Below are 20,115 nucleotides of genomic sequence, written 5' to 3' on the forward strand. Positions count from 1 at the left end.
AAACTAGCGACGCATTTGTAGGTATCGTGACCTTGAAAACGTAGACCTCGAAAGTCTGAGGCTGGTCATGTTGTGGCTTGTATCCCGCTCGAAGAGTCGGGCAGTCTACAAGCCCCTGCCTTTAGGCATGGGGTTCATGACAATCTTTATAATCAGACGTAGCTTGCTTTTTTTGGGGAGCGAATATGACGAATGACAAATGACAAATGACGAATGACAAATGACGAATGACAAATGACAAATGACAATCCCCACCGTTAACTTGAAACGTCCTCACCTCTTTAAAGGTTGGTTGGTGTTTCCGGAGCAATAACTTCAGTGTCACCTTTAATTCGAGCCTGCTGCTCAGTCATTAAATCGCTGACTTGATCAATTTCGATACCCATACCCTCACAGGCTTTCTTGAGTTCCGTTGTAAAGGTTGAGATATCGTCTCCGTAGCCACAGAGTTTCGCGGCTGTTTCGGGTCCCTGCTTGGCGTTCGCTTTAGCACAATCAACTAAATCAGTGCCTTTGAGCGGATTTGAAGCTGCCATACTTTAACTTGTCCTTCTTTTCTTTAATTCTCACTCTCAAGCTAGTTGAAACGCTGCGAAGACGCATCTATCAATAGATGGAAATCTTTTCTGATAGAGCCTAAAAAATCAATTCCTACTCTTGCACATATCCCCAACTTCTTCAGATCCCCGACTTCTTCAAGAAGTCGGGGATCTAACTATTAAATTAATCGACTTACACGCTGGCTAACGATGGTTTGAGGGCTTCTTTAAGGAGTTCCGCTTTATCGGTATGTTCCCAAGGCAAATCCAAATTAGGACGTCCAAAATGACCATAAGCCGCGACATCTTGATAGAAGCGACCGCCTCGTAATTGAGGGAGTTCCAGCAGATTAAAGGCTTGAATAATCCCGGCTGGACGCAGTTCAAAATGCTGTTGTACCAGTTCTAGCAATTTTTCTTCTTCTACTTTACCCGTACCAAAGGTTTCCACCATAATACTGACAGGGTGGGCAACACCAATGGCATAACTAAGCTGAACTTCGCACTTTTCGGCTAAACCTGCTGCCACAATATTTTTGGCAACATAACGACAAGCATAGGCTGCCGAACGGTCTACCTTGGTGGGGTCTTTACCCGAAAATGCCCCGCCGCCGTGACGGGAATAGCCACCGTAGGTATCAATAATGATTTTACGTCCGGTGAGACCTGAATCCCCTTGGGGTCCACCAATCACAAATTTCCCGGTGGGGTTGACTAAGAACCGGGTATTATTATCGGGCTTAATCTCAATATCTCCAAACGCGGGTTCTACTACCGCTGACCAAAGGTCGTCTTTAATTTTGTCTCGCACAGCCGCTTCCTCGGTAATCTCACCAATGGTGGCGGTGTGTTGGGTCGAGATTAAGATGGTATCAATGCCGATGGGTTTGCCATCTTCGTAGATTACCGTAACTTGGGTTTTGCCATCGGGACGCAGGTAAGGCAACTGTCCTGACTTACGGACGGCGGTTAACTGCCGAGACAAGCGATGTGCCAGACTCAGGGGCATAGGCATGAGTTCTGGGGTTTCGTTGCAGGCAAAACCAAACATCAACCCTTGATCCCCGGCACCAATCGCATCGAGTTCATCGTCACTCAACTTTTCTCGCGTTTCCTGGGCGGTGGTGACGCCTTGAGAAATATCTGGAGATTGTTCATCCAGGGCGACTAAGACGGAACAGCTATTGGCGGAGAAGCCGTTATCGGCGTCGGTATAGCCAATCTCAGCAATTTTTTTGCGGGCTATATCAACGTAGTTTACATTGGCTTTGGAGGTAATTTCACCCGTAATCAAGACCAATCCGGTATTAACTACCACTTCTGCTGCAACACGACTGCGGTTGTCTTGGGTGAGTAGAGCATCTAAGATCGTATCGGAAATCTGATCACAGATTTTATCGGGATGACCTTCTGTAACCGATTCGGACGTAAATAGGTAGCGACGAGGCAATGGACTAATCTCCTTAAGAAACGGCAGCTACACTGATTAAGAGTTTAGTACACGACTGCGATGTAAAGTTGAAACCCCTACCGCCTTGGATGTACTTACCGCGTTCGATGTATTGCATTCACCTTTCGCTTGGGCAGTTGCAAGCTCGTGTTTTCAACCTGTACGCATAGGGGTGGGGTATGGTTGCCCCTAACTCCCATTTCTGGGGTGACGTTAGCCTCGCCAATGTTAACGGTCGGTACTTTCCAAGCAGCACTGGCTTAACCCTTGTAAACCTGTTTAACCACTTGGTTCTAGAGCATGGGACTGGCTTACGCGCTACGCGAACGCTACGCGAACGCATCCCAAGGTAGGAACTTTAACTCTTGCCGTTAACGTAGTGCGCTAGGCACTTAGGCTGGTCAGGTACGGGCTTTATTCAAGCCCCCGGCTTATAGCGGTGGGGTTCCTGACACACGATACGTAGAGGGGATTACCCACTGATCACAGAACTTTAACAGAATTTGCTCTATTCTCCATCCAGAACTGTTGAATGTTAAAAAAACTTTACCGCCTCTCTCACCTAAAACTGATCATTCTTTTACTGAAAATTCGCTTATTTGTCAAGTGTTAGTTAAGCTTTTCCTTAGGCAAACGCTTTATTTTTCTTTGTTTCCGGTTTTGGCAACACGCCCTAATTTGTAATTAAGTCAGGGACAGTTGTTTAAGGCGGCTGGACTTGAGACAAGATAACAGCGATCGCGCTATGCATAGCTTGCCCGGTTAAAGACAGACGAGCCGCTTGATCCGCCGTTTTTTCCCATGCCAATAACTGGGCTTGAAATAAAGGATCACGTTTCGCCCGCCTGAGCATGGCTTGACGAATGATTTTTTGCACAATATCTTGGGTGGGAATATTCTGTTGACGTAAAAAATCCAACAGTCGCTGTATACCTTCGGCGCATTTATCAGGCGGCTGGAATAGAATAATTTGTTGGATTTGATGAATAACTTCCTTATAGATACGGCGGCGATTATTGGCTAAAACTTGAGTTGGATTGGGTGAGGTAGCCGAATTTAACGACGAGTTGACTGGGGAGTCTCCAGATTTGTCTATCTCTAGCAATTGCCAAATTGTTCGACGGTGATGGGCAAAACGCTGGTACATTTGGGGATAAAGTTGCAGGATGCGTTGATTCACCGCTTGGGAATTGACTCCTGGTTTTGTCGATAGGTAAAGAATATAGTGATCGAATTGTTTACTCAAGGCTTTCAGCGACAGTTTTAGATCAGGATATTCCTGTTCCACTTGGGCAAGGGTAAATAACAATACCTCTCTATTTGGCATCTCCGAGAAAGGAACCTCGATCAAGAGCAAATCAGTTGTTTTCTCTTGACTCAGTTGTCCCGGCATCAAATCACCTGTAGGCGGATAGCGTTTATTCGGCGTTTTCGTTTCCCAATTAAACTGGGTAAATAGGTAACGACAATTCACGTTTGTCAAATCTACCTCTTCTAAATGCCAGTTGTGGATACAGCATCCAGTGAGTTGGGCTTGCTCAAGTTTGGGGCGAATTAAATAACTGCCAATCAAATAGGCATCGGTTAAATTTGCCTCGGTTAAAATCGTTTCATTTAAATAAGCCCCACTTAAATCAGCCTGTCGTAAATCTGCCCCTTGCAGATTAGCCGCTGTCAAATTTGTCTGTAAACAATAGACATTTTGGAGAACCGTGCGTCGCAAATTAGCGTTTACTAAGCTGGCTCTGAGTAAATACGCCCCCATCAGATTTGCCCGACTCAAATTTACGCGATCGCCTGTGACTTCACTGAGATCTGCATCGGTTAAAATAGCTCGATAGAGTTCTGCCTGAGTCAGGTTGGCACGGCGCAAACAAGCCTGACGCAGGTTCGCTTCGGTTAATGTCGCACCGACTAATATCGCGTCTCGTAAATTGGCTTTCTCTAATAGAATTTCCCGCAGGTTGGCTGTGGTAAGATTGGCAGCAATGAGACTGGCGTGGCAGAGATTAGCCGCCATTAACTGTGTGCTAATAAGCTGAGTTTTATCCAGGGTAGCCCCTGTAAGATTACTATGATTCAACTGGGCTGCCTGGAGATTTGCACCACTCAAGTTACAGTAGGGGGCTTCTACCCAACTTAAATTGGCTTGGCAAAGACTAGCGGATTGCCCATCCACCTTGCTGAGATTTACACGGGTCAAGATGGCTTGGTTAAGATTACTATGTTTTAGGATCGCGTTGTGTAAATCTGCCTGATGCAGACAAGCACCACTGAGATTAGCGTAGTCAAGGGACGCCCAACTGAGATTGGTATTCGTCAGGTTAGCCCCACTTAAGTTAATCGTCCGCAAATCTGCCCCCTTCAGGTTAACACCACTCAGGTCAACCTGGGCAAAATCACGGTCTCCTTGGCGGTAACGAGTGAGAAAGTTCTGGACTTGCATTATTTCCAGTTTGCCATTTAAGGGGATTGGGGGAGCTGAGGGGGTGACAAGGGACTTGAGGGTACTACTGGGTGTAGGGTGTAGGGTGTAGGGTGTAGGGTGTAGGGTGTAGGGTGTAGGGTGTAGGGTGTAGGGAAAAATTGAACTTTACTCAGGGAGTAACAAAAAACTCTATTGTTTATTCGTTGGCTCGCCTGGAGAGCGCTCACTCCTTACCCTAATAGCAGTCCGACAGGACTTCCTCTTACTGAAAGTGCATCGGCTCCATTTCTCGTGTACATGACTGCGATTTAAAGTTGAAACCCCTACCGCCTTGGATGTACTTACCGCGTTCGATGTATTGCATTCACCTTTAGCTTGGGCAGTGTAGAGACGTAGCATGCTACGTCTCTACGGGCTGGCACGCACCCCAAGGTAGGAACTTGAACTTTTAGACATAACGTAGACCTCGTAGGTCTTAGGCTGGTCAGGTGTGGGCAATTTCGGTACCCCCGGAACTTATAGCCGTGGGGTTCCTGACATTACCTATCTCCCTTTCCCTTATCTTCCCCCGCTCCCCCAGCTCCCCCCGCTTCCCCTGCCCCCAGACGTGCCATGGCACGTCTCTACATGCTTTTACAAATTATGTTGGTTTTTCTACCTCACAGGGGAACCTTATGTATGAAGCGTAACATTATGGGTTGGCTTAGATACGTTGAATTTGTCTATTTCTAGAGTCTATAGGGAAAGGGGAGTTATGGCAGAGCTGGAAACGAGAATTTGTTGTCCTCTGAATGGTTTAAACTCAACCGCACAAGACCAAAAACGGCTTGCTACTCTCCAAGAACTCGGTTTACTCGAAGCCGAAGGGATCGCCGTTTTCCAGGAAGCGACTCAGACGGCGGTGCGATTTTTAGAGGTTCCTATAGGTTGGTTGGGTTTCCTGACAACTGATCAACTCTTGATTCAATCAGCCGTTGGTTTATCGAGAGTGGGTTTGATGAATCCCCTTGCCCAATCTCGTCAATTACACCGTCAGGAAAGTTTCTGTACTTATGTGGTCGAGAGTCAGCAGGTTTTAGCGATTCAGGATACGGCAAGTAATCCAGTTTTTGCCCAAAGTTTGCTCGTGGGTTACTACGGTATCCGCGCTTACTTAGGAGCGCCTTTATTCACCGCCGATGGATTGTGCTTGGGGACTTTGGCGGTTATGGATTTAGTTCCGCGTTCTTTTACCCCTAGAGATATTGAGTTTTTGGCAATGACCGCCCGATGGTGTCTGAGTGAATTTGAGCGAAATAAGATGTTGCGATCGCACGCCTCAATTCTACCTGATTTTCCTCAGGCGAGTGAATCCCTAACCCCCAATGAGTCCAAATTTGCTCAGGGCTTGGTTAGCGAATCCTCTGTTCCTTTCTGCTTAACTCACTCAATTAAGCTGCAACTGCTCACACATCTAACCCAAGAACTGCGAACTCCATTAACCTCAATTATGGGCATGGCAAGTGTTCTCAATCGCCAAATTTATGGTGAACTCACTGACAAACAGAAAGAATATTTAGAAATTATCCATCAAAGTGGTCAGCATCTCGTCTCCCTGGTTGAGGAAATTATGGCTCTGGATGTGTTTGATGAAATCAATAACCCACCGTATCTGAATTTGAGTCCGGTCGATATTGAAATGCTTTGCCAAAAGGCAATTCATTCTCTGGTTGAAACCGCAGAGCAAAATCAGCAACACATTCGTTTGACGATAGAACCGGGAACTCGGTTGTGGTTACTCGATAAGGACAAAGTGCAGCAAATGCTGTATTACGTTATCCTTAGCGTGATTTATTCGGCGGAAGCGGGGGGAGAAATTCGCCTTCATGTTTCTCGCAAAATCGATATGCTGAATATGGCGGTTTGGGTGTCTCATCCGTGGCTAGGAGAGGGTGTCCCCACCGTCTATGAGGAATTGACTGACGTATGCTTAACGGGGCGAGACAGCGAGAAGCCCAAGCAAAACGGTGAGGCGGCTTCCCCTGTGTCTTCAACATTGAAAAAGCCCGTGATTTCCGGTGTCTCCATGTGCAAAACCTTGATGGTGAATGGGAAGGAAATGCTGCTGAAAACCGATTCGCGTGAAAGTTTGGGCTTATTCCTCAGTTGTCATTTAGCCGAACTCCACCACGGAAAACTGGCGGTACAGGGTTTGTCGGAATCAGGCGATCGCTATATCATCAGTTTGCCTAAGTTAGATCCGTAGCCCGGTGGTGACGAGACTTCTGTAGGGGCGACATTGGGTCAACTTAAGGTGAAACCAATGCTGGCAAGGTTTTTATTGGCTTTGAGCCAGTGGAGGGCGACCCGAGTTGAGTACATTGGTGTTGTTCATTAGTGCAAGTGGGTCGCCCCTACAACGACCAATGACCAATCACCAATCATCAATGACCAATCACTAACGATCAATGACCAATCACCAATAACAATCAACCCGTATTCCGCATACCCGCAGCAATCCCGTTAATTGTCAACAACGCACCCCGCAGTAACTCACCTTTACTATACCGAGATTGGACAAACCCCGATGCCATCTGACTGCTATGCTGGCGCAACCGTTTCAGCAAAGAGACTTGCAAGAAACCCAGGGGAACAATCGTACCATTCCGCAAGTGTACCGATCGCTGTAACTCTGGATCACCATCCAGTAACTGCTTATGTCCGGTAATTAACGAGATTAACTCACGAGTCAAGTTAAATTCCTCGCTAATTTGCTGGAATAACCGATCAAACCGTTCTCGATCATCGGGATGGGACAATTTCTCCACATAATGACCCGCAATTTGCAAATCCACTTTTGCTAACGTCATCTCTACCTTGGAAATGACCATCTTAAAGAAGGGCCACTTGAAGTAAAAATAACGCAACAGCTTCAAATTTTCTTCGGGTTCCTCATCCAAAAACCCTTTCAACGCCGCACCCACACCATACCAACTGGGTAATAAGAAACGACTTTGTGTCCAACTAAACACCCAAGGAATTGCCCGCAGACTGCTAAAATCTTTCTTACCACCGCGACGAGTGGGGCGGGAACTGATTTGCAACTGACTAATTTCCTGAATGGGCGTCACTTCATTAAAGAAATCCAAGAAATCCGGCTGCTCATACACAAACCCCCGATAATGTTGGCGCGATCGCACCGCCAATTCTTCCATGATTTCGTTCCACGGTTCCAGGTTGTCAAAACCGCTTCCCAGCAAACTCGCTTGAATCACCGCCGTGGTTACGGTTTCCAGGTGATACAGCGCCAACTCCGGCAAAGAATACTTCGACGCCAGCACTTCGCCCTGTTCCGTAATCTTAATCCGTCCCTGGATACTCCGCCCCGGTTGCGCCAGAATCGCCTCATACGTCGGTCCACCGCCACGCCCCACGGAACCGCCGCGTCCGTGGAAAATACGTACAGCAATCCCATAGTCTTCAGCCATTTGCTGTAGGGCTTTTTGGGCTTTGTGAATTTCCCAATTACTGCTTAAGAACCCAGAATCCTTATTACTGTCTGAGTAGCCCAGCATTATCTCCTGCAACGGTTGAGGATAAGAGGGGAAAGCCGGGGAATTCTCGTCACCCATCGCTCTTTCGCAATCCTCTAGCGCCTGATAACCGCCAGCTAAACATGCCCGATACAGGGGTAACTCAAACAGGGATTTCATCACCTTTGGCGCTCGTTTCAAGTCGTCTACCGTTTCAAATAAGGGGACAACCTGAATACTACTCCTCCCAGTTGCAGGATCATAGAGTCCGGCTTCCTGAGCCAAGAGCAACACTTCCAACAAATCACTAGCTTCGTGGCTCATGCTAATAATATAGGTTTGGCAAATTTGTTCACCAAACTCTTGGTGCAGCCGCCGCAACATGCGGAAGGTTTCTATGGTTTCACAGGCTTCGGGAGAAAAGGGAAGTTCAGCCGGAATTAAAGGACGGCGCGTGGGTAACTCGTTGGTTAACCATTCGGTGCGTTCGGCTTCGGATAATTCGTTATAGGGCTTGGGTAGAATTTGTAAATAGTCGGTAATCTCGTGCATCGTATCACTATGACGAGAACTTTCCTGACGAATATCTAGGTGTGCCAGATTAAACCCATAAATTTCCACCTGACAGATCAGCGTCTCAAGTTCCTGACAACTTAACCCTGTCTCGGCTAGGTTACGTTGAATCAGTTGTAACTCTGCCAAAAACTCTTGGTCAGAGTTGTAAATGCAGGGGTTCGTTGTTTCCAGACGAACTGGCTGTAGGGGTTGGCTCTGAGAAAGGTGGAGATTACGATCCAGTGTATTTTCCAGTCGTTGCTGAATGTAGGAAAGTTTGAGGCGATAGGGTTCTTGACGGTAACGAATCGCCAGTTGTTCATAAACCTCTGGTATTTGGGAGCGATCTTGTTCTAGAGAGTCTAATAGTTCCGGTAGGACATCACTCCAGTGCAATGACAAGCTCAACAAATTGTTCAGATGTTTAACCGAGTGGATATATTTTTCCAGAACCAGATTTCTCTGATAGCAAGCCGTTTGCCAGGTCACTTCCGGTTTAACTGAGGGGTTTCCATCCCGATCCGATCCCACCCAAGAGCCAAACTTACAGAAGTTTTTCCGGGGTGGCTTCAGCCAGGGAAAGGACGATTGTATACCCTGTTTTAAGCGGTGATAGAGTTGGGGAATGGCATCAAATAAGACTTCTTGAAAATAGTGGAGGGTGTAATCCACCTCATCCAGAACCGTGGGCTTAAATTGATGCAGTTCATCGGTACGCCACCACAACCGAATCTCTTCTCTGAGTTGTTCGGTGTAGTCTTCTACTTCCCAGGATGAGTTCAACCCTAAAGCCCGTGATGCTTCCTCGGCTTGGTCAAGCTGTTGCAGGATTGTAGAAATACGACGTTGTTTTTGTCGAATCGTATGTCGGACAATTTCTGTCGGGTGTGCGGTAAAGACTAGGCGAATATCCAGATTATCAATTAGCCGCTGAATATGCTGGGGGGGTACGTTGAGGTTGCGTAGATAAGGAAATAGCCAATGGAAGGTACTGTTGGTATTTGCAGCTTTTCTATCGTCCTGCCAACGTTTTTCTAATAAATCCGCCATCGGTTCACTCCCGGATGGTTTAGCATCGTCACCGTTGTTGGATGTGGGGAGTGAACTGCCATTAGCTTTCATCGAGGTGCGATCGCTCCCCGCTAATGTATTGTAGGTAGCCCGTCGTAAAAGTTGTTGATCTCGCTGTTCGTAATGTTGTTCGACACCATTAATCAGTTGGAAATAAAGCGCAAAAGCACGAGATGCCCGAATCGCGGCATTAAGGTCAAGCCCTTCGATCACTTCCGGAATCGATGAAAGCGAAAACCCTGTGGCTTGTCCTTCTGGTGAACTTAATTGGCGCAAAGACGCCAGCAAATCGACCAGTTCTTGACCACATTCAGAAAGGAGAACCGACTCCCACAACTGTTCCACAACTTTGATGCGGTGACGCAACAGGAGTTTGGATTGGGATGTAGATGGGATGGTCAATTCCTGATTGGATGAGTGGAGGAGAGAACTCATAGGGTCTGTTGGCAGTAAGACAAGGATGATCCATTGTACGGGGTTAATGCTACCCTGTATAGTTTTATTCTTGACAAATTTCTTCCAGGGAACAGAGGGAACTGGGGGAACCGGGGGAGACGTTAGCTATTGGCGTTATTTCTGCCTTCTTGCACTAGAAAGAGCCAAGATTATCGGGATCAATGCCTAATTCTCGCAAACGTTGTGCCAATTGCTGGGCGCGTTCTTCGGCAGCGATCGCCTGCTCTTGGGCTAGTCGAGCGAGTTGGGCTTCCTGTTGGGCACGTTCTTCAGCTAATCGAGCGAGTTGGGCTTCCTGTTGGGCACGTTCTTCAGCAGCAATTGCCCGTTGTTCAGCTAATAGCGCTTGTTCTTGGGCAGCGATCGCCCGTTGTTCAGTTAATATCGCTTGTTCATTATCTGTGGGAATCAACTCTCCTGAAGGTGTCATCCATCGCAACCAGCGTCCGTTAATCTCACGAAATCGTCCTGACCATAATCCCAAGCTTAGTCCTAACTCGGGTATCACCAACCTATTATCGGTTAAATTTACCCGTTGATAATTCCCCTCCACTAAATGGAAAATTTGCAGTTCATGAGTATAGCGGCTAAAAATAACGTAGTAGGGGACTCGTAAAATCTTTTCGTAAACCTGCCATTTTGAGGGTGGACTTCCCGCTTGGGGTACTGTGCGTCCCAAATCCTCACCCTCCGTACCCGGAGATAATAACTCCACCACGACAAAAGGACTAATTTGCTCTTGCCAAATCACATAACTTAAGCGCAACTCTCGCTGTTCATACAAGCGCGGAATCCCCACAACGCCAAACCAATCGGGACGCTTGTACCAGTGAGTATGATTAACATCATAATAAAGATTCAAATCGCAGGCAGAAAACACCTGCTCCCAATTCCAATGAGTTGGTTGAAAGGTTAAAAGGAGTAAAAGCGGTTGAAAAAAGTGAAACTCATCGGGCAATCCAGGGTCCTCCGGATTATCACTGGGTAAATCGTACATTGTCGGCAAGGTTTGCCGGGGAGAATCTGGGGGATTAGATTGGGTGGGCAGACGAATCATAATGATGTGAGGGATTAATTGGAGTAAAATCTACTTCACAAGTTTAGCTGTGTTACGCCACTACTGGCTCTGCACGCAGTCGTTAGAGGAGGGCGGGGGATCTGGGAAGGGTAAAATCGGTAAGCGATCGCCCCGAAAGACTTCCTCGCTGGCTTCCCCTACCTGTTGCAGCCATGAGCCAATCGTGTTTAGGGAAATCACCCCGACAATCATTGGACCTGTCGCTAAACTTAATAAGAGGTCTGCTGAATGTTTAGCGGACTCCGGTAAGGGGTTGACTGCTACCTGTGGATCTGGGTTCACTGATGCCATAACTAAAATTCAACCTCGCACGAACAACAGTTAATTGTTGACAAAGACCAAGACCGATCCCAATTTGATACTAGACTATAGTTGCTCCCAATTTCCCAGCTCCCAGACGCGCCATGGCACGTCTCTACCCCCTCTGCCCCTAACTCCCCCGTTTTTTGCGCTCATGTGCAATCATGAGAGAAAAAATCAGCCGCCGTCATCAGTTCAGGTAACAAATTTGTAATGTTGGATGTCGAAGAGCGCAACTACAACAATCATCCGTCCTCTTTGGCTCAATGGGTATACGATGCCATCGGTCAACCGGGGGTGTGCCTGAGAGTCCGGTTACGAGGGAATAATTTACATATTCTTTGTGAAAGCCGTGAACGTATTCCCGCTCAAACAGTCGTCAATCGCTTACTCCAAGCTCTTAAAGCTCAGCCAGAAACGACGAGCTTTCCGCTCGATCTGGAAACCCCGATCTACCAAATTATTATCTACGGGCGTCAAGTTTCCCAATCACGTCCGGAATGGGTCAAGGAAATTCGCCTCAACACCGATACCCATGACACTGAATCTCGTCCTGAGTCCTCGTGGGAAACAACACCCGCTCAGTCAGCGTTTGTCATCTCCCATGAAAGTCTCGCCCGTTCGGGTTCCCCAGACGCGATCGCTCGGTATCTCAGTGCTAATCTGAGTCATTTGGGTGTGAGTGTCAATGTCCAGATTCAGGACTTGCCAACGAAGGACAATCGAGAACAGTCCCTCGTCAAGCAAAAACCCAAAATTCCGTCCCAATCTTCACAACCTTATCATCGGCGGCTGTGGGTGATCTGTACGTCGAACTATAGCCCAGATGTAGCATTACTGTCTGAACCTATTGTGCAGCAGTTACGCTCGCTGGAACTAACTGAGTTTAAAGACGCCGCCATCTGCGCTCAAGTGCGCGGAGAAGCCAAACCAGAATGGATGGTGCGGGTGGATTTGACGCCCTCTGACGTGATGCTTAAGGATTGGGCGCGTTGGGGAGATGTGCAAGCGATCGCCACACTATCGAATCAAATGCTAGCGCGAGTGGGGATGACGGTGCGGGCTGTCTTGAAAGAAACCACCCTGCATCTGTTTTGCAGTGCCTTGGATCTGGGCAAAACCCCAGTTCCTGACCAAACCACTGCCATGAATGCGATCGCGCCTCTCATCAAATCATTAAAGCCCCAAGGGATTAAAGCGGCAACCATTTATGGCGTTGAATCGGATTACTTTTCCCTCGAACCTGAACCGGAAAAACCTGTCTGGGTGGATTGGGTAACCTTACCGGCGAGTGAAAAACCCCAACTCGCCCCTTCTAGCTATACATTGGGGCAACAGGGCAATCTAAATGCCCTCACCTTTTTACTACAACGGTTGCTCAATCCAGATTTGGATCAGCGACTAGCCACGGGTGGGATTCAGCTCAAAGTGCGTCGTCAACACGACTTGCTGCACATTATGAGCGAAGCACCGCTATGTCCCTCTAAAGCGCAAGTGAGCCTACCCATTGTACGGCTGCTGCGTCAGCTTGCCATCCCCAATATCGCTGGAGCCCGGATTTACGGACGTTCTGCTGGCTCAACCTCTCCCGCCTGGAATTATGGGGTAGATTTTAGCGAACGCCGACGGTTGACCTCAGAATCTACTCCCGAATTTGTTACCTCTAATACAGACATTAGCGAGTTAGTTGTTCCCACTGAGGAATCAGTATCACGTCAGCATAAACCAGACACAACGCTTAAAGATGATTTACAGCGTAGGTCAAAAACCGCCGTTGGCACAATTGGACGCTGGTTGTGTTCGACCCAGCTTTTTGTCCCCACCCCAGACAATCAACGTGTCACCGTCGATACCCAACGCACCAGTTCTGAATCGTCACAAGCGGTTAAAGTGTCATTGGTGTGGGGGATTATGGGCTTATTGTTGATGTTTCTGATTGATCGACCCGTTGGTCGCATCCTGCAACCCCAAGGCAGTTTACCCAGGCGAGATGCGGTATCAGCAGCAGAGGAGTCACCGATTCCGGTAGATTTGGCTGAACTCTCGTTACAACAGGACAACAATCAGGATGCCGAAGACTTCAACGCCTCTGGGTTTACCCGCGAAGGAGACAAAAGCATTATCATTGATGATTCCTTACCCTCGGAGCGAGGAGATGCCACTCAAGCGGCGATGTTAGCCCTCGCCCGTTCCTCGAATCCCCCGTTTAATAACCAACTGCTCGATCAAAAGTTAGCCCTTTACCAAGAGCGCCTGCAACAAGGAAATCGCCCTGATGTGTTAATCATGGGCAGTTCCCGAGCCATGCGCGGCATTGATCCGGTGGCATTAGAAGAGGCATTAGCAGTTGAGGGGTATTCAGGCATTGATGTGTTTAATTTCGGCATTAATGGTGCCACGGCTCAGATTGTAGACTTAATGACGCGCCGGATTCTCACCCCGGATCAATTGCCGAAATTAATTATCGTGGCAGATGGCGCTCGCGCCTTTAATAGTGGTCGAGTGGATGCTACCTTTGAGGCGATCGCAGATTCAGAAGGCTACCGTGAGCTTAATGCTGGCACATTTCCCAATACCCCCGGTCAGCAATCCGCCCAAGCCAACCAAACCTCCCAGCCGTTGGCAGCATTAAGGAGAAGTTATCAATCCATTGACGAGGGAACGAATCAACTTTTGGCAGGACTATCCTCAACCTATCCCCAACGGGATCAACTCAAATCCCTATTGAGAGATCAGTTTGTCTCCTTGGTGAAAACCTTGCCCAATGTCTCCAGTTCGGCTGAACCCGAGCAAGGCTTAGACCAGGATATGTCCATTGATATGGATGGTTTCCTGCCCTTATCCATTCGCTTTGACCCAGAAACGTACTATCAGAACCATCCCAGAGTGGCGGGGGCGTATGATGGCGATTATCAATCCTTCCAGCTTCGGGGTAAGCAAGATCAGGCATTTGATGCCCTGTTAACATTTGCTCAGGAACACGACATTACTGTGGTTTTTGTGAATCTACCCTTGACCAACGATTACTTAGATCCTGTTCGTCTTAAGTACGAACAGCAATTTAAGCAATACATGCACGCGAATGCTGTCGAACGGGAACTCATTTTTCGGGATTTAAGTGGATTATTACTCGGCAAACCCGATCATTTTTCTGACCCCAGTCATCTGAATCGCTTTGGAGCTTATGAAGTTTCTAATCAGTTGGCGAAAGACCCGATGATTCCCTGGGCGTTATTAGTTGGGGATTAGTTATTGGTCATTGGTCATTGGTCATTGGTCATTGGTCATTGGTCATTGGTCAGGGAACAGGGAACAGGGAACAGGGAACAGGGAACAGGTAACAGGTAAGGTAGAGTTTTGAGTTAACTTCCTCATCTCCCCCAGCTCACCCAGCTTCCTCAGCTTCCCCAGCTCCCCCAGCTCCCTCAGCTCCCCCAGCTTCCCCAACTCCCCCATCTCCCCCAGCTCCCTCAGCTCCCCCAGCTCCCCCAGCTCCCCCATCTCCCTCATCTCCCCCAGCTTCCTACCCTGGAAGGATGAATCATTCGCCTACCCCCTGTCAGGATAGTCCTGTAGATTGATAGCTGTCAGCGAACCCGAAAATTCTAAACTATCGCCGCCGGACATCAAGCTACTGCTAAACCGTTAATCGGTGTAGATGCAAGGGGCAATTGTCTCCTTTGTATCGCCTAGAGATGTATCGCCTAGAGAGGCTAAACCAGACCAATGCCATAGAGTATGGCATTCCACCTGACATCGGGTTAATTAGACCTTAGATGCCTAGTGCTGTTTCTGTTCAAAAAAGGAGGTTTCATGCAACGCGAACAATGGTGGAAAAACGCGGTCATTTATCAGATTTCGCCGTGGAGTTTTAAAGACACCATGGAAAATGGCAAAGGAGACTTAGAAGGGATTATTGAGAAACTCGATTATATTGCCGCCCTTGGTGTCGATGCCATCTGGTTAACGCCCATCTTTCAATCCCCAATGAATGATCTAGCGTATGACATTACCGACATGCGTAAGATTGATCCGATGTTTGGTACGCTGGAAGACTTTGAGCGATTACTGAACCTATCTCACGCCCTGGGAATGAAAGTGATGATTGATCAGGTGTGGAATCATACCTCAGATCAGCATCCTTGGTTCCAGGAAAGTAAAAAAAGTCGGGATAATCCCAAAGCCGACTGGTATGTCTGGGCAGATCCCAAAGAAGATGGTTCACCCCCGAATAATTGGCTATCAGCCTTTATGGGCGAAAGCGCTTGGCAATGGTCCGGTGAACGTCAACAATTTTACTTCTATAATTTCCTCCCCAGTCAACCGGATTTGAATTGGCATAATCCGGAAGTCGTTGATGCCTTAATGAAACGGGCAAAATTCTGGCTGGAGTTAGGTGTGGATGGTTTTCGCATTGATGCGCCTAACTTTTTCTTACATGATACCCAATTACGAGACAATCCGTCTCGCCCCGATGATGCACCGTTACCCGATGGTGTCGCCCCCGATAATCCCATTGTTCGGCAGTTATTTAAATACAATTTCTGTCGTGAAGAAACCTTAAAAGCCCTCAAACCGATTCGGGAACTGGTGGATCAGTATCCTGGGGTAATCACCTTAGCTGAAGTCACCTTCTGTGAAGACTCAATTGTGCTATCGAGTCAGCATGTTGGACCCGATAAACTGCACATGGCATATAACAGTGCCTTGCTGGTTGATGAACCGATTAGCGCTAAATTAATGCACGATACCCTGAAGAAAGTAGAACATTATTTCAGCGACGGTGGTAATTGCTGGATTGTCGGGAATCATGATTATGGTCGTCTCAAATCCTGTTGGACAGGAAAGGATGTCAATGGGAATCCCTATCCCGACGAATTTTATCATGGAATTGCGGCAATGTTACTGTCTATGCCAGGGACGTTTTGCCTCTATCAGGGCGATGAATTAGGCTTACCTGAAGCCAAGATTCCAGAGGATATTCCTCCCGAAGAAATTAAAGATCCCTTTGGTAAAGCCCTGTACCCAGAAGTCCCTGGACGCGATGGTTCCCGCACGCCAATGCCTTGGAAATCTTATGCCGCCAATGCTGGATTTACTATCGCCCAACGCGCCTGGTTACCTGTTCCCAAGCCTCATTTGAATCGAGCCGTAAATAACCAAGAACCTGATCCCAACTCCCTATTAAATACCTGGCGGCGGCTGATGCATTGGCGTCAAGAGCAACCCGCTTTAATCTGGGGAATGACGAATGCTAAAGTTCTGGATACCGATGAACCTTTATTTGCTTTTATTCGGGAATCCGCTGAACAACGTTTACTGTGTATGTTTAATCTGGGTGATACGCCAGTCCAGTATGATTTATCGGCTTATCCAGACTGTCAGGAAGTTAAGGGGTCTGGGTTTACCGCAGACCGATCCGGTGATATGTTAAAAATTCCGGCTTATGGTGTCTTTTTTGGGGAATTGAACTTATCTGAAGACGTGTAGAGACGTAGCATGCTACGTCTCTACTATCAGTTTTAATGAATCGGAAAGCTTGTCAAACAAGGACTGTAGCTTTTAAACGCCTTAAAACAAATTGAAATTCGGGTAAAAATGGTTAAAGCTATTGCTGTCCAATATTCTGGCAAATCAAACTAACAATTTAGCACAGTAACTACGGAAGACCCGCCGTCACAGATTCAGGGTTTACGGCGGATAGACAGGGCGATACCCTCAAACTTCCTGCTTATGGTGTCTTTTTTGGAGAACTATCTTAATCTAGCCCCAGGAGGATGTCACGAATTTCTCCATTCACCAAAAATTTGTGTCAGGCTGTACTTAGAGCCTTAGTACAGAAGTACAGAGTAAAGCGACAAGAGGTAACAATAAAATTAATCGCGTATGAGTGAACAATCCACCCTCAACCCCACATCTACCACAGAAAAACCCGATCAACATCAACAATCCCATGAGTGGTGGCGTAGTGCCGTTATCTATCAGGTCTATCCCCGCAGCTTCATGGATAGTAACGGCGACGGTATCGGTGATCTGAAGGGGATCATGCAAAAACTAGACTATATCGCCTCCCTTCGCGTTGATGCGGTTTGGGTTTCCCCGTTTTTCAAGTCCCCGATGAAGGACTTTGGTTATGATATTTCTGACTATCGTGCAGTTGAACCCATGTTCGGTACGATGGAAGACTTCCAGCATCTCCTGAATAAAGCACATAATTTGGGGTTAAAGGTACTCATTGATCAAGTCTGGAACCATACCTCAAACGAACACCCCTGGTTTCTAGAGAGTCGCAGTAGTCACGATAATCCCAAAGCCGACTGGTATGTCTGGGCGGATGCCAAACCCGATGGGACACCCCCCACCAACTGGCTTTCCACCTTTGGCGGAAGTTCGTGGACATGGGACCCGAAACGGGAACAGTATTACCTGCACAATTTCCTCGCCGAACAGCCGGATTTAAACTGGTATAACCCAGAAGTTAGAGAAGCCATTCTAGACGTGGCACGGTTTTGGCTAGATATGGGAGTCGATGGCTTCCGTCTAGACGTAGTAAACTTCTTTACCCATGACCGCCAATTACGGGATAATCCACCCCGACCCAAAAATAGGAAACGTCCAGCCGGGGCAGATCCCCACGATCCCTTTTTCTCCCAATGGAATAAATATAACTTCTGCCAACCGGAAACCTTGGAATTTCTCGAACCGATTCGGGAATTGATGAATCAATATCCCGGAACCATGACATTGGCAGAAATTAGTTCGGCTGAAGATACGGTGGTTACGTCCAGTGAATATGTTAAAGGCAAGAAACGCTTACATACAGCCTATAACTCAGCCTTGATGCATGATGAACCGTTGAGTTATAAGCGAGTGCGGGACATGATTGAGCAGGTTGAAAGCCATTTCCAAGATGGCGTCATCTGCTGGACAGGAGGAACCCATGATTTCCCCCGACTAAAAAGTCGCTGGCTGAAGTTTCTCATTGACGATAAATTCACCCACGCCGTCTTTGACCATCTATTTATCGCCCTCCAGCTTTCCTTGCGGGGAGGGTGCTGTATTTACCAAGGGGATGAACTCGGTTTAACCCAAGCAACGATTCCCTTTGAAAAAATGCAAGACCCCTTTGGACTCGCCGGGTATCCATCCATTGTGGGTCGAGATGGGTCACGCACTCCTCTCCCTTGGCACAAAGATGCGCCCAATGCTGGGTTTACCACAGCAGAAGAACCCTGGCTACCCATTCCCGATGAACATCGTGATCAAGCGATTGACCAGCAGGACAGCGAACGGATGTCTCTGCTGAATAAATATCGCCGTTTGATTCATTGGCGCAAGAAACAGCCAGCGTTACTGAAGGGGGATTTAACCCTATTGGATACAGAGGAACCGTTACTCGGGTTTACTCGCCAATGTGACGAACAAAACCTGATTTGTCTGTTTAATTTGAGTCCAATGCCTGTGCATTTTGATTTATCGCCCTACCCCAACTGTTATCGAGCCGATGAGTCTGATTTTATCAACCGACGGTATAACGGGGTGGTAGAAATTCCTGGCTATGGCGTTTATTTTGGCAATTATTCGCCGGAAACTGAATAGGGTTTAATTGCCAATGGCGATAACAAAGGGAGAATTCGTGGAGATTCTCCCTTTTTATTCAGAAATACGTTTTGACACAAGTAGGGGCGCATAGATGTGCGCCCTTACCAACGCCGAAAAACCGACTACCCCCGTTTTGGTAGGGACAAGACAAAGGGCAGAAGGCAAAGAGTAGGGATGCAAGGTATAGAAAGAATAACTGTTTAGACAAACATACAGCCGATTTCAGGCTGTACCTCACTTACTACCAAAAGCGCTGTAATATCAATCCAATAATTCATCCACTGCTACACTAAATCCTTGTAATACCTCCTGTGTCCTTGCAACCTCACCCTTACCAAACCATAACTTTTGAGTTTGAGTCAGCACAAATATTAAGCGATTCTCTGGTAAAACTAACCAAACTTCCTGACAACCTGACTCCAAATACTCAGTCGCCTTTGCCCAAAAATCCTCAACTAAGTCAGTCGGGGAAGCCACCTCAGCAATTAACGGAAAACTGACAGGAAGTACCTCAAACTCACCATACTCTTCAAGCAAATCGCGAGTGATATAAGCAACATCTGGACGCCGCCCTCGTTTATGGGTACGACAGGGGGCTTCTGTCAACACTTCTCCCCCTTGCTCACTGGAGATTTTATAACTTCTCCAGTAATAATCTAATCGGGATTGAGTGACACTGTGCTTAAACGTCATTCCATTTTTCTCAACAAGTTTCCCATTCACCCACTCCATGCGATCGGGAGGATTTTGCATATAGTCTTCCAAGGAGAAAACTTGTTGTCCAACAGGAGTAGTCACCATATCTGCTTACCTTCCTTGTGTAACAATTACTATTGACAGATAACTTAATCTAGGAGCGATTTTCTGTCGCTTCAACCAGTTCCGCCATAGAACAATTCAACATCTCGATCAAGCGCTGAACCTGAGCCACCGTCAGGCGAGGTGGATTTGAACTCGTCTCCCACACATAGATTGTTTTTTCCGTCACTCCCAACTCCATCGCCACTTGTCGGCGAGTTAAGCCAGCACGGTTTCGCAATTCCATCAAAGTTACTTGATTACTTGCTTCAGTCATTCTATACTGAACGGTAATTACTATATGGTATAGATAAAACGGTATGTGG

13 protein-coding genes are annotated in these 20,115 nt (G+C 47.4%); 5 read left to right on the top strand and 8 right to left on the bottom strand.

Translation table 11 applies throughout. The features are described from left to right. Positions 1-281: 281 nt before the first annotated feature. From RIC07_RS14010 to RIC07_RS14020, 3 genes are all read right to left on the bottom strand, one after another. Positions 282-536 (bottom strand): hypothetical protein, encoded by a 255-nt coding sequence (locus RIC07_RS14010; protein WP_446380566.1) that lies wholly within the window; start codon positions 534-536, stop codon positions 282-284. A 196-nt stretch (positions 537-732) separates the two neighbouring features. After that, positions 733-1,989, bottom strand: a complete 1,257-nt coding sequence (gene metK, locus RIC07_RS14015) for a methionine adenosyltransferase (protein WP_446395060.1) — start codon at positions 1,987-1,989, stop codon at positions 733-735. 703 nt (positions 1,990-2,692) lie between these two features. After that, entirely contained in the window at positions 2,693-4,435 is a 1,743-nt protein-coding gene (locus RIC07_RS14020) for a pentapeptide repeat-containing protein (RefSeq protein WP_446395061.1), read from the bottom strand. Between the two features lie 736 nt (positions 4,436-5,171). On the opposite strand from RIC07_RS14020, the gene RIC07_RS14025 reads away from it, so the two are divergent. After that, complete coding sequence (locus RIC07_RS14025) at positions 5,172-6,662, top strand: GAF domain-containing sensor histidine kinase (RefSeq protein ID WP_446395062.1); 1,491 nt, start codon at positions 5,172-5,174, stop codon at positions 6,660-6,662. A 223-nt stretch (positions 6,663-6,885) separates the two neighbouring features. Here RIC07_RS14025 and ppc read toward each other — a convergent pair whose 3' ends face one another. The 3 genes from ppc to RIC07_RS14040 form a co-directional block, all read right to left on the bottom strand. Further along, complete coding sequence (gene ppc / locus RIC07_RS14030) at positions 6,886-9,990, bottom strand: phosphoenolpyruvate carboxylase (protein ID WP_446395063.1); 3,105 nt, start codon at positions 9,988-9,990, stop codon at positions 6,886-6,888. A 154-nt stretch (positions 9,991-10,144) separates the two neighbouring features. Continuing rightward, a complete protein-coding gene (locus RIC07_RS14035; RefSeq protein ID WP_446395064.1) occupies positions 10,145-11,068 on the bottom strand; it encodes a Uma2 family endonuclease in 924 nt (307 codons plus the stop codon). Between the two features lie 60 nt (positions 11,069-11,128). After that, positions 11,129-11,380, bottom strand: a complete 252-nt coding sequence (locus RIC07_RS14040; protein ID WP_446348494.1) for a hypothetical protein — start codon at positions 11,378-11,380, stop codon at positions 11,129-11,131. Positions 11,381-11,602: 222 nt separating this feature from the next. Between RIC07_RS14040 and RIC07_RS14045 the strand changes: the two genes are divergently transcribed. The 4 genes from RIC07_RS14045 to RIC07_RS14060 all read left to right on the top strand — a co-directional run bounded on the left by RIC07_RS14045 (position 11,603) and on the right by RIC07_RS14060 (position 18,988). Further along, positions 11,603-14,638, top strand: a complete 3,036-nt coding sequence (locus tag RIC07_RS14045) for a DUF1574 domain-containing protein (protein ID WP_446395065.1) — start codon at positions 11,603-11,605, stop codon at positions 14,636-14,638. Beyond that, the gene (locus RIC07_RS14050) at positions 14,628-14,750 is read left to right on the top strand and encodes a hypothetical protein (protein ID WP_446395066.1); all 123 of its coding nucleotides are present in this window, start codon (positions 14,628-14,630) and stop codon (positions 14,748-14,750) included. Before RIC07_RS14045 ends, RIC07_RS14050 begins: the two co-directional genes overlap by 11 nt. A 452-nt stretch (positions 14,751-15,202) precedes the next feature. Further along, positions 15,203-16,879, top strand: coding sequence for an alpha-glucosidase family protein (locus tag RIC07_RS14055; protein ID WP_446395067.1), 1,677 nt, complete (start codon positions 15,203-15,205; stop codon positions 16,877-16,879). Between the two features lie 396 nt (positions 16,880-17,275). Next, the gene (locus RIC07_RS14060; RefSeq protein ID WP_446395068.1) at positions 17,276-18,988 is read left to right on the top strand and encodes an alpha-glucosidase family protein; all 1,713 of its coding nucleotides are present in this window, start codon (positions 17,276-17,278) and stop codon (positions 18,986-18,988) included. 264 nt (positions 18,989-19,252) lie between these two features. On the opposite strand, the gene RIC07_RS14065 is transcribed toward RIC07_RS14060, so the two are convergent. Both RIC07_RS14065 and RIC07_RS14070 read right to left on the bottom strand, forming a co-directional pair. Further along, positions 19,253-19,792 carry a Uma2 family endonuclease gene (locus tag RIC07_RS14065; protein ID WP_446395069.1) on the bottom strand — a complete coding sequence of 180 codons (540 nt, stop codon included), beginning with the start codon at positions 19,790-19,792 and terminating at the stop codon, positions 19,253-19,255. Between the two features lie 49 nt (positions 19,793-19,841). Next, on the bottom strand, positions 19,842-20,066 hold the full coding sequence (locus RIC07_RS14070) for a helix-turn-helix transcriptional regulator (RefSeq protein ID WP_006102707.1): 225 nt from the start codon (positions 20,064-20,066) through the stop codon (positions 19,842-19,844). Between the last annotated feature and the right edge of the window lie 49 nt (positions 20,067-20,115).

This window comes from Coleofasciculus sp. E1-EBD-02, from assembly GCF_040218245.1.
GTDB lineage: Bacteria > Cyanobacteriota > Cyanobacteriia > Cyanobacteriales > Coleofasciculaceae > Coleofasciculus.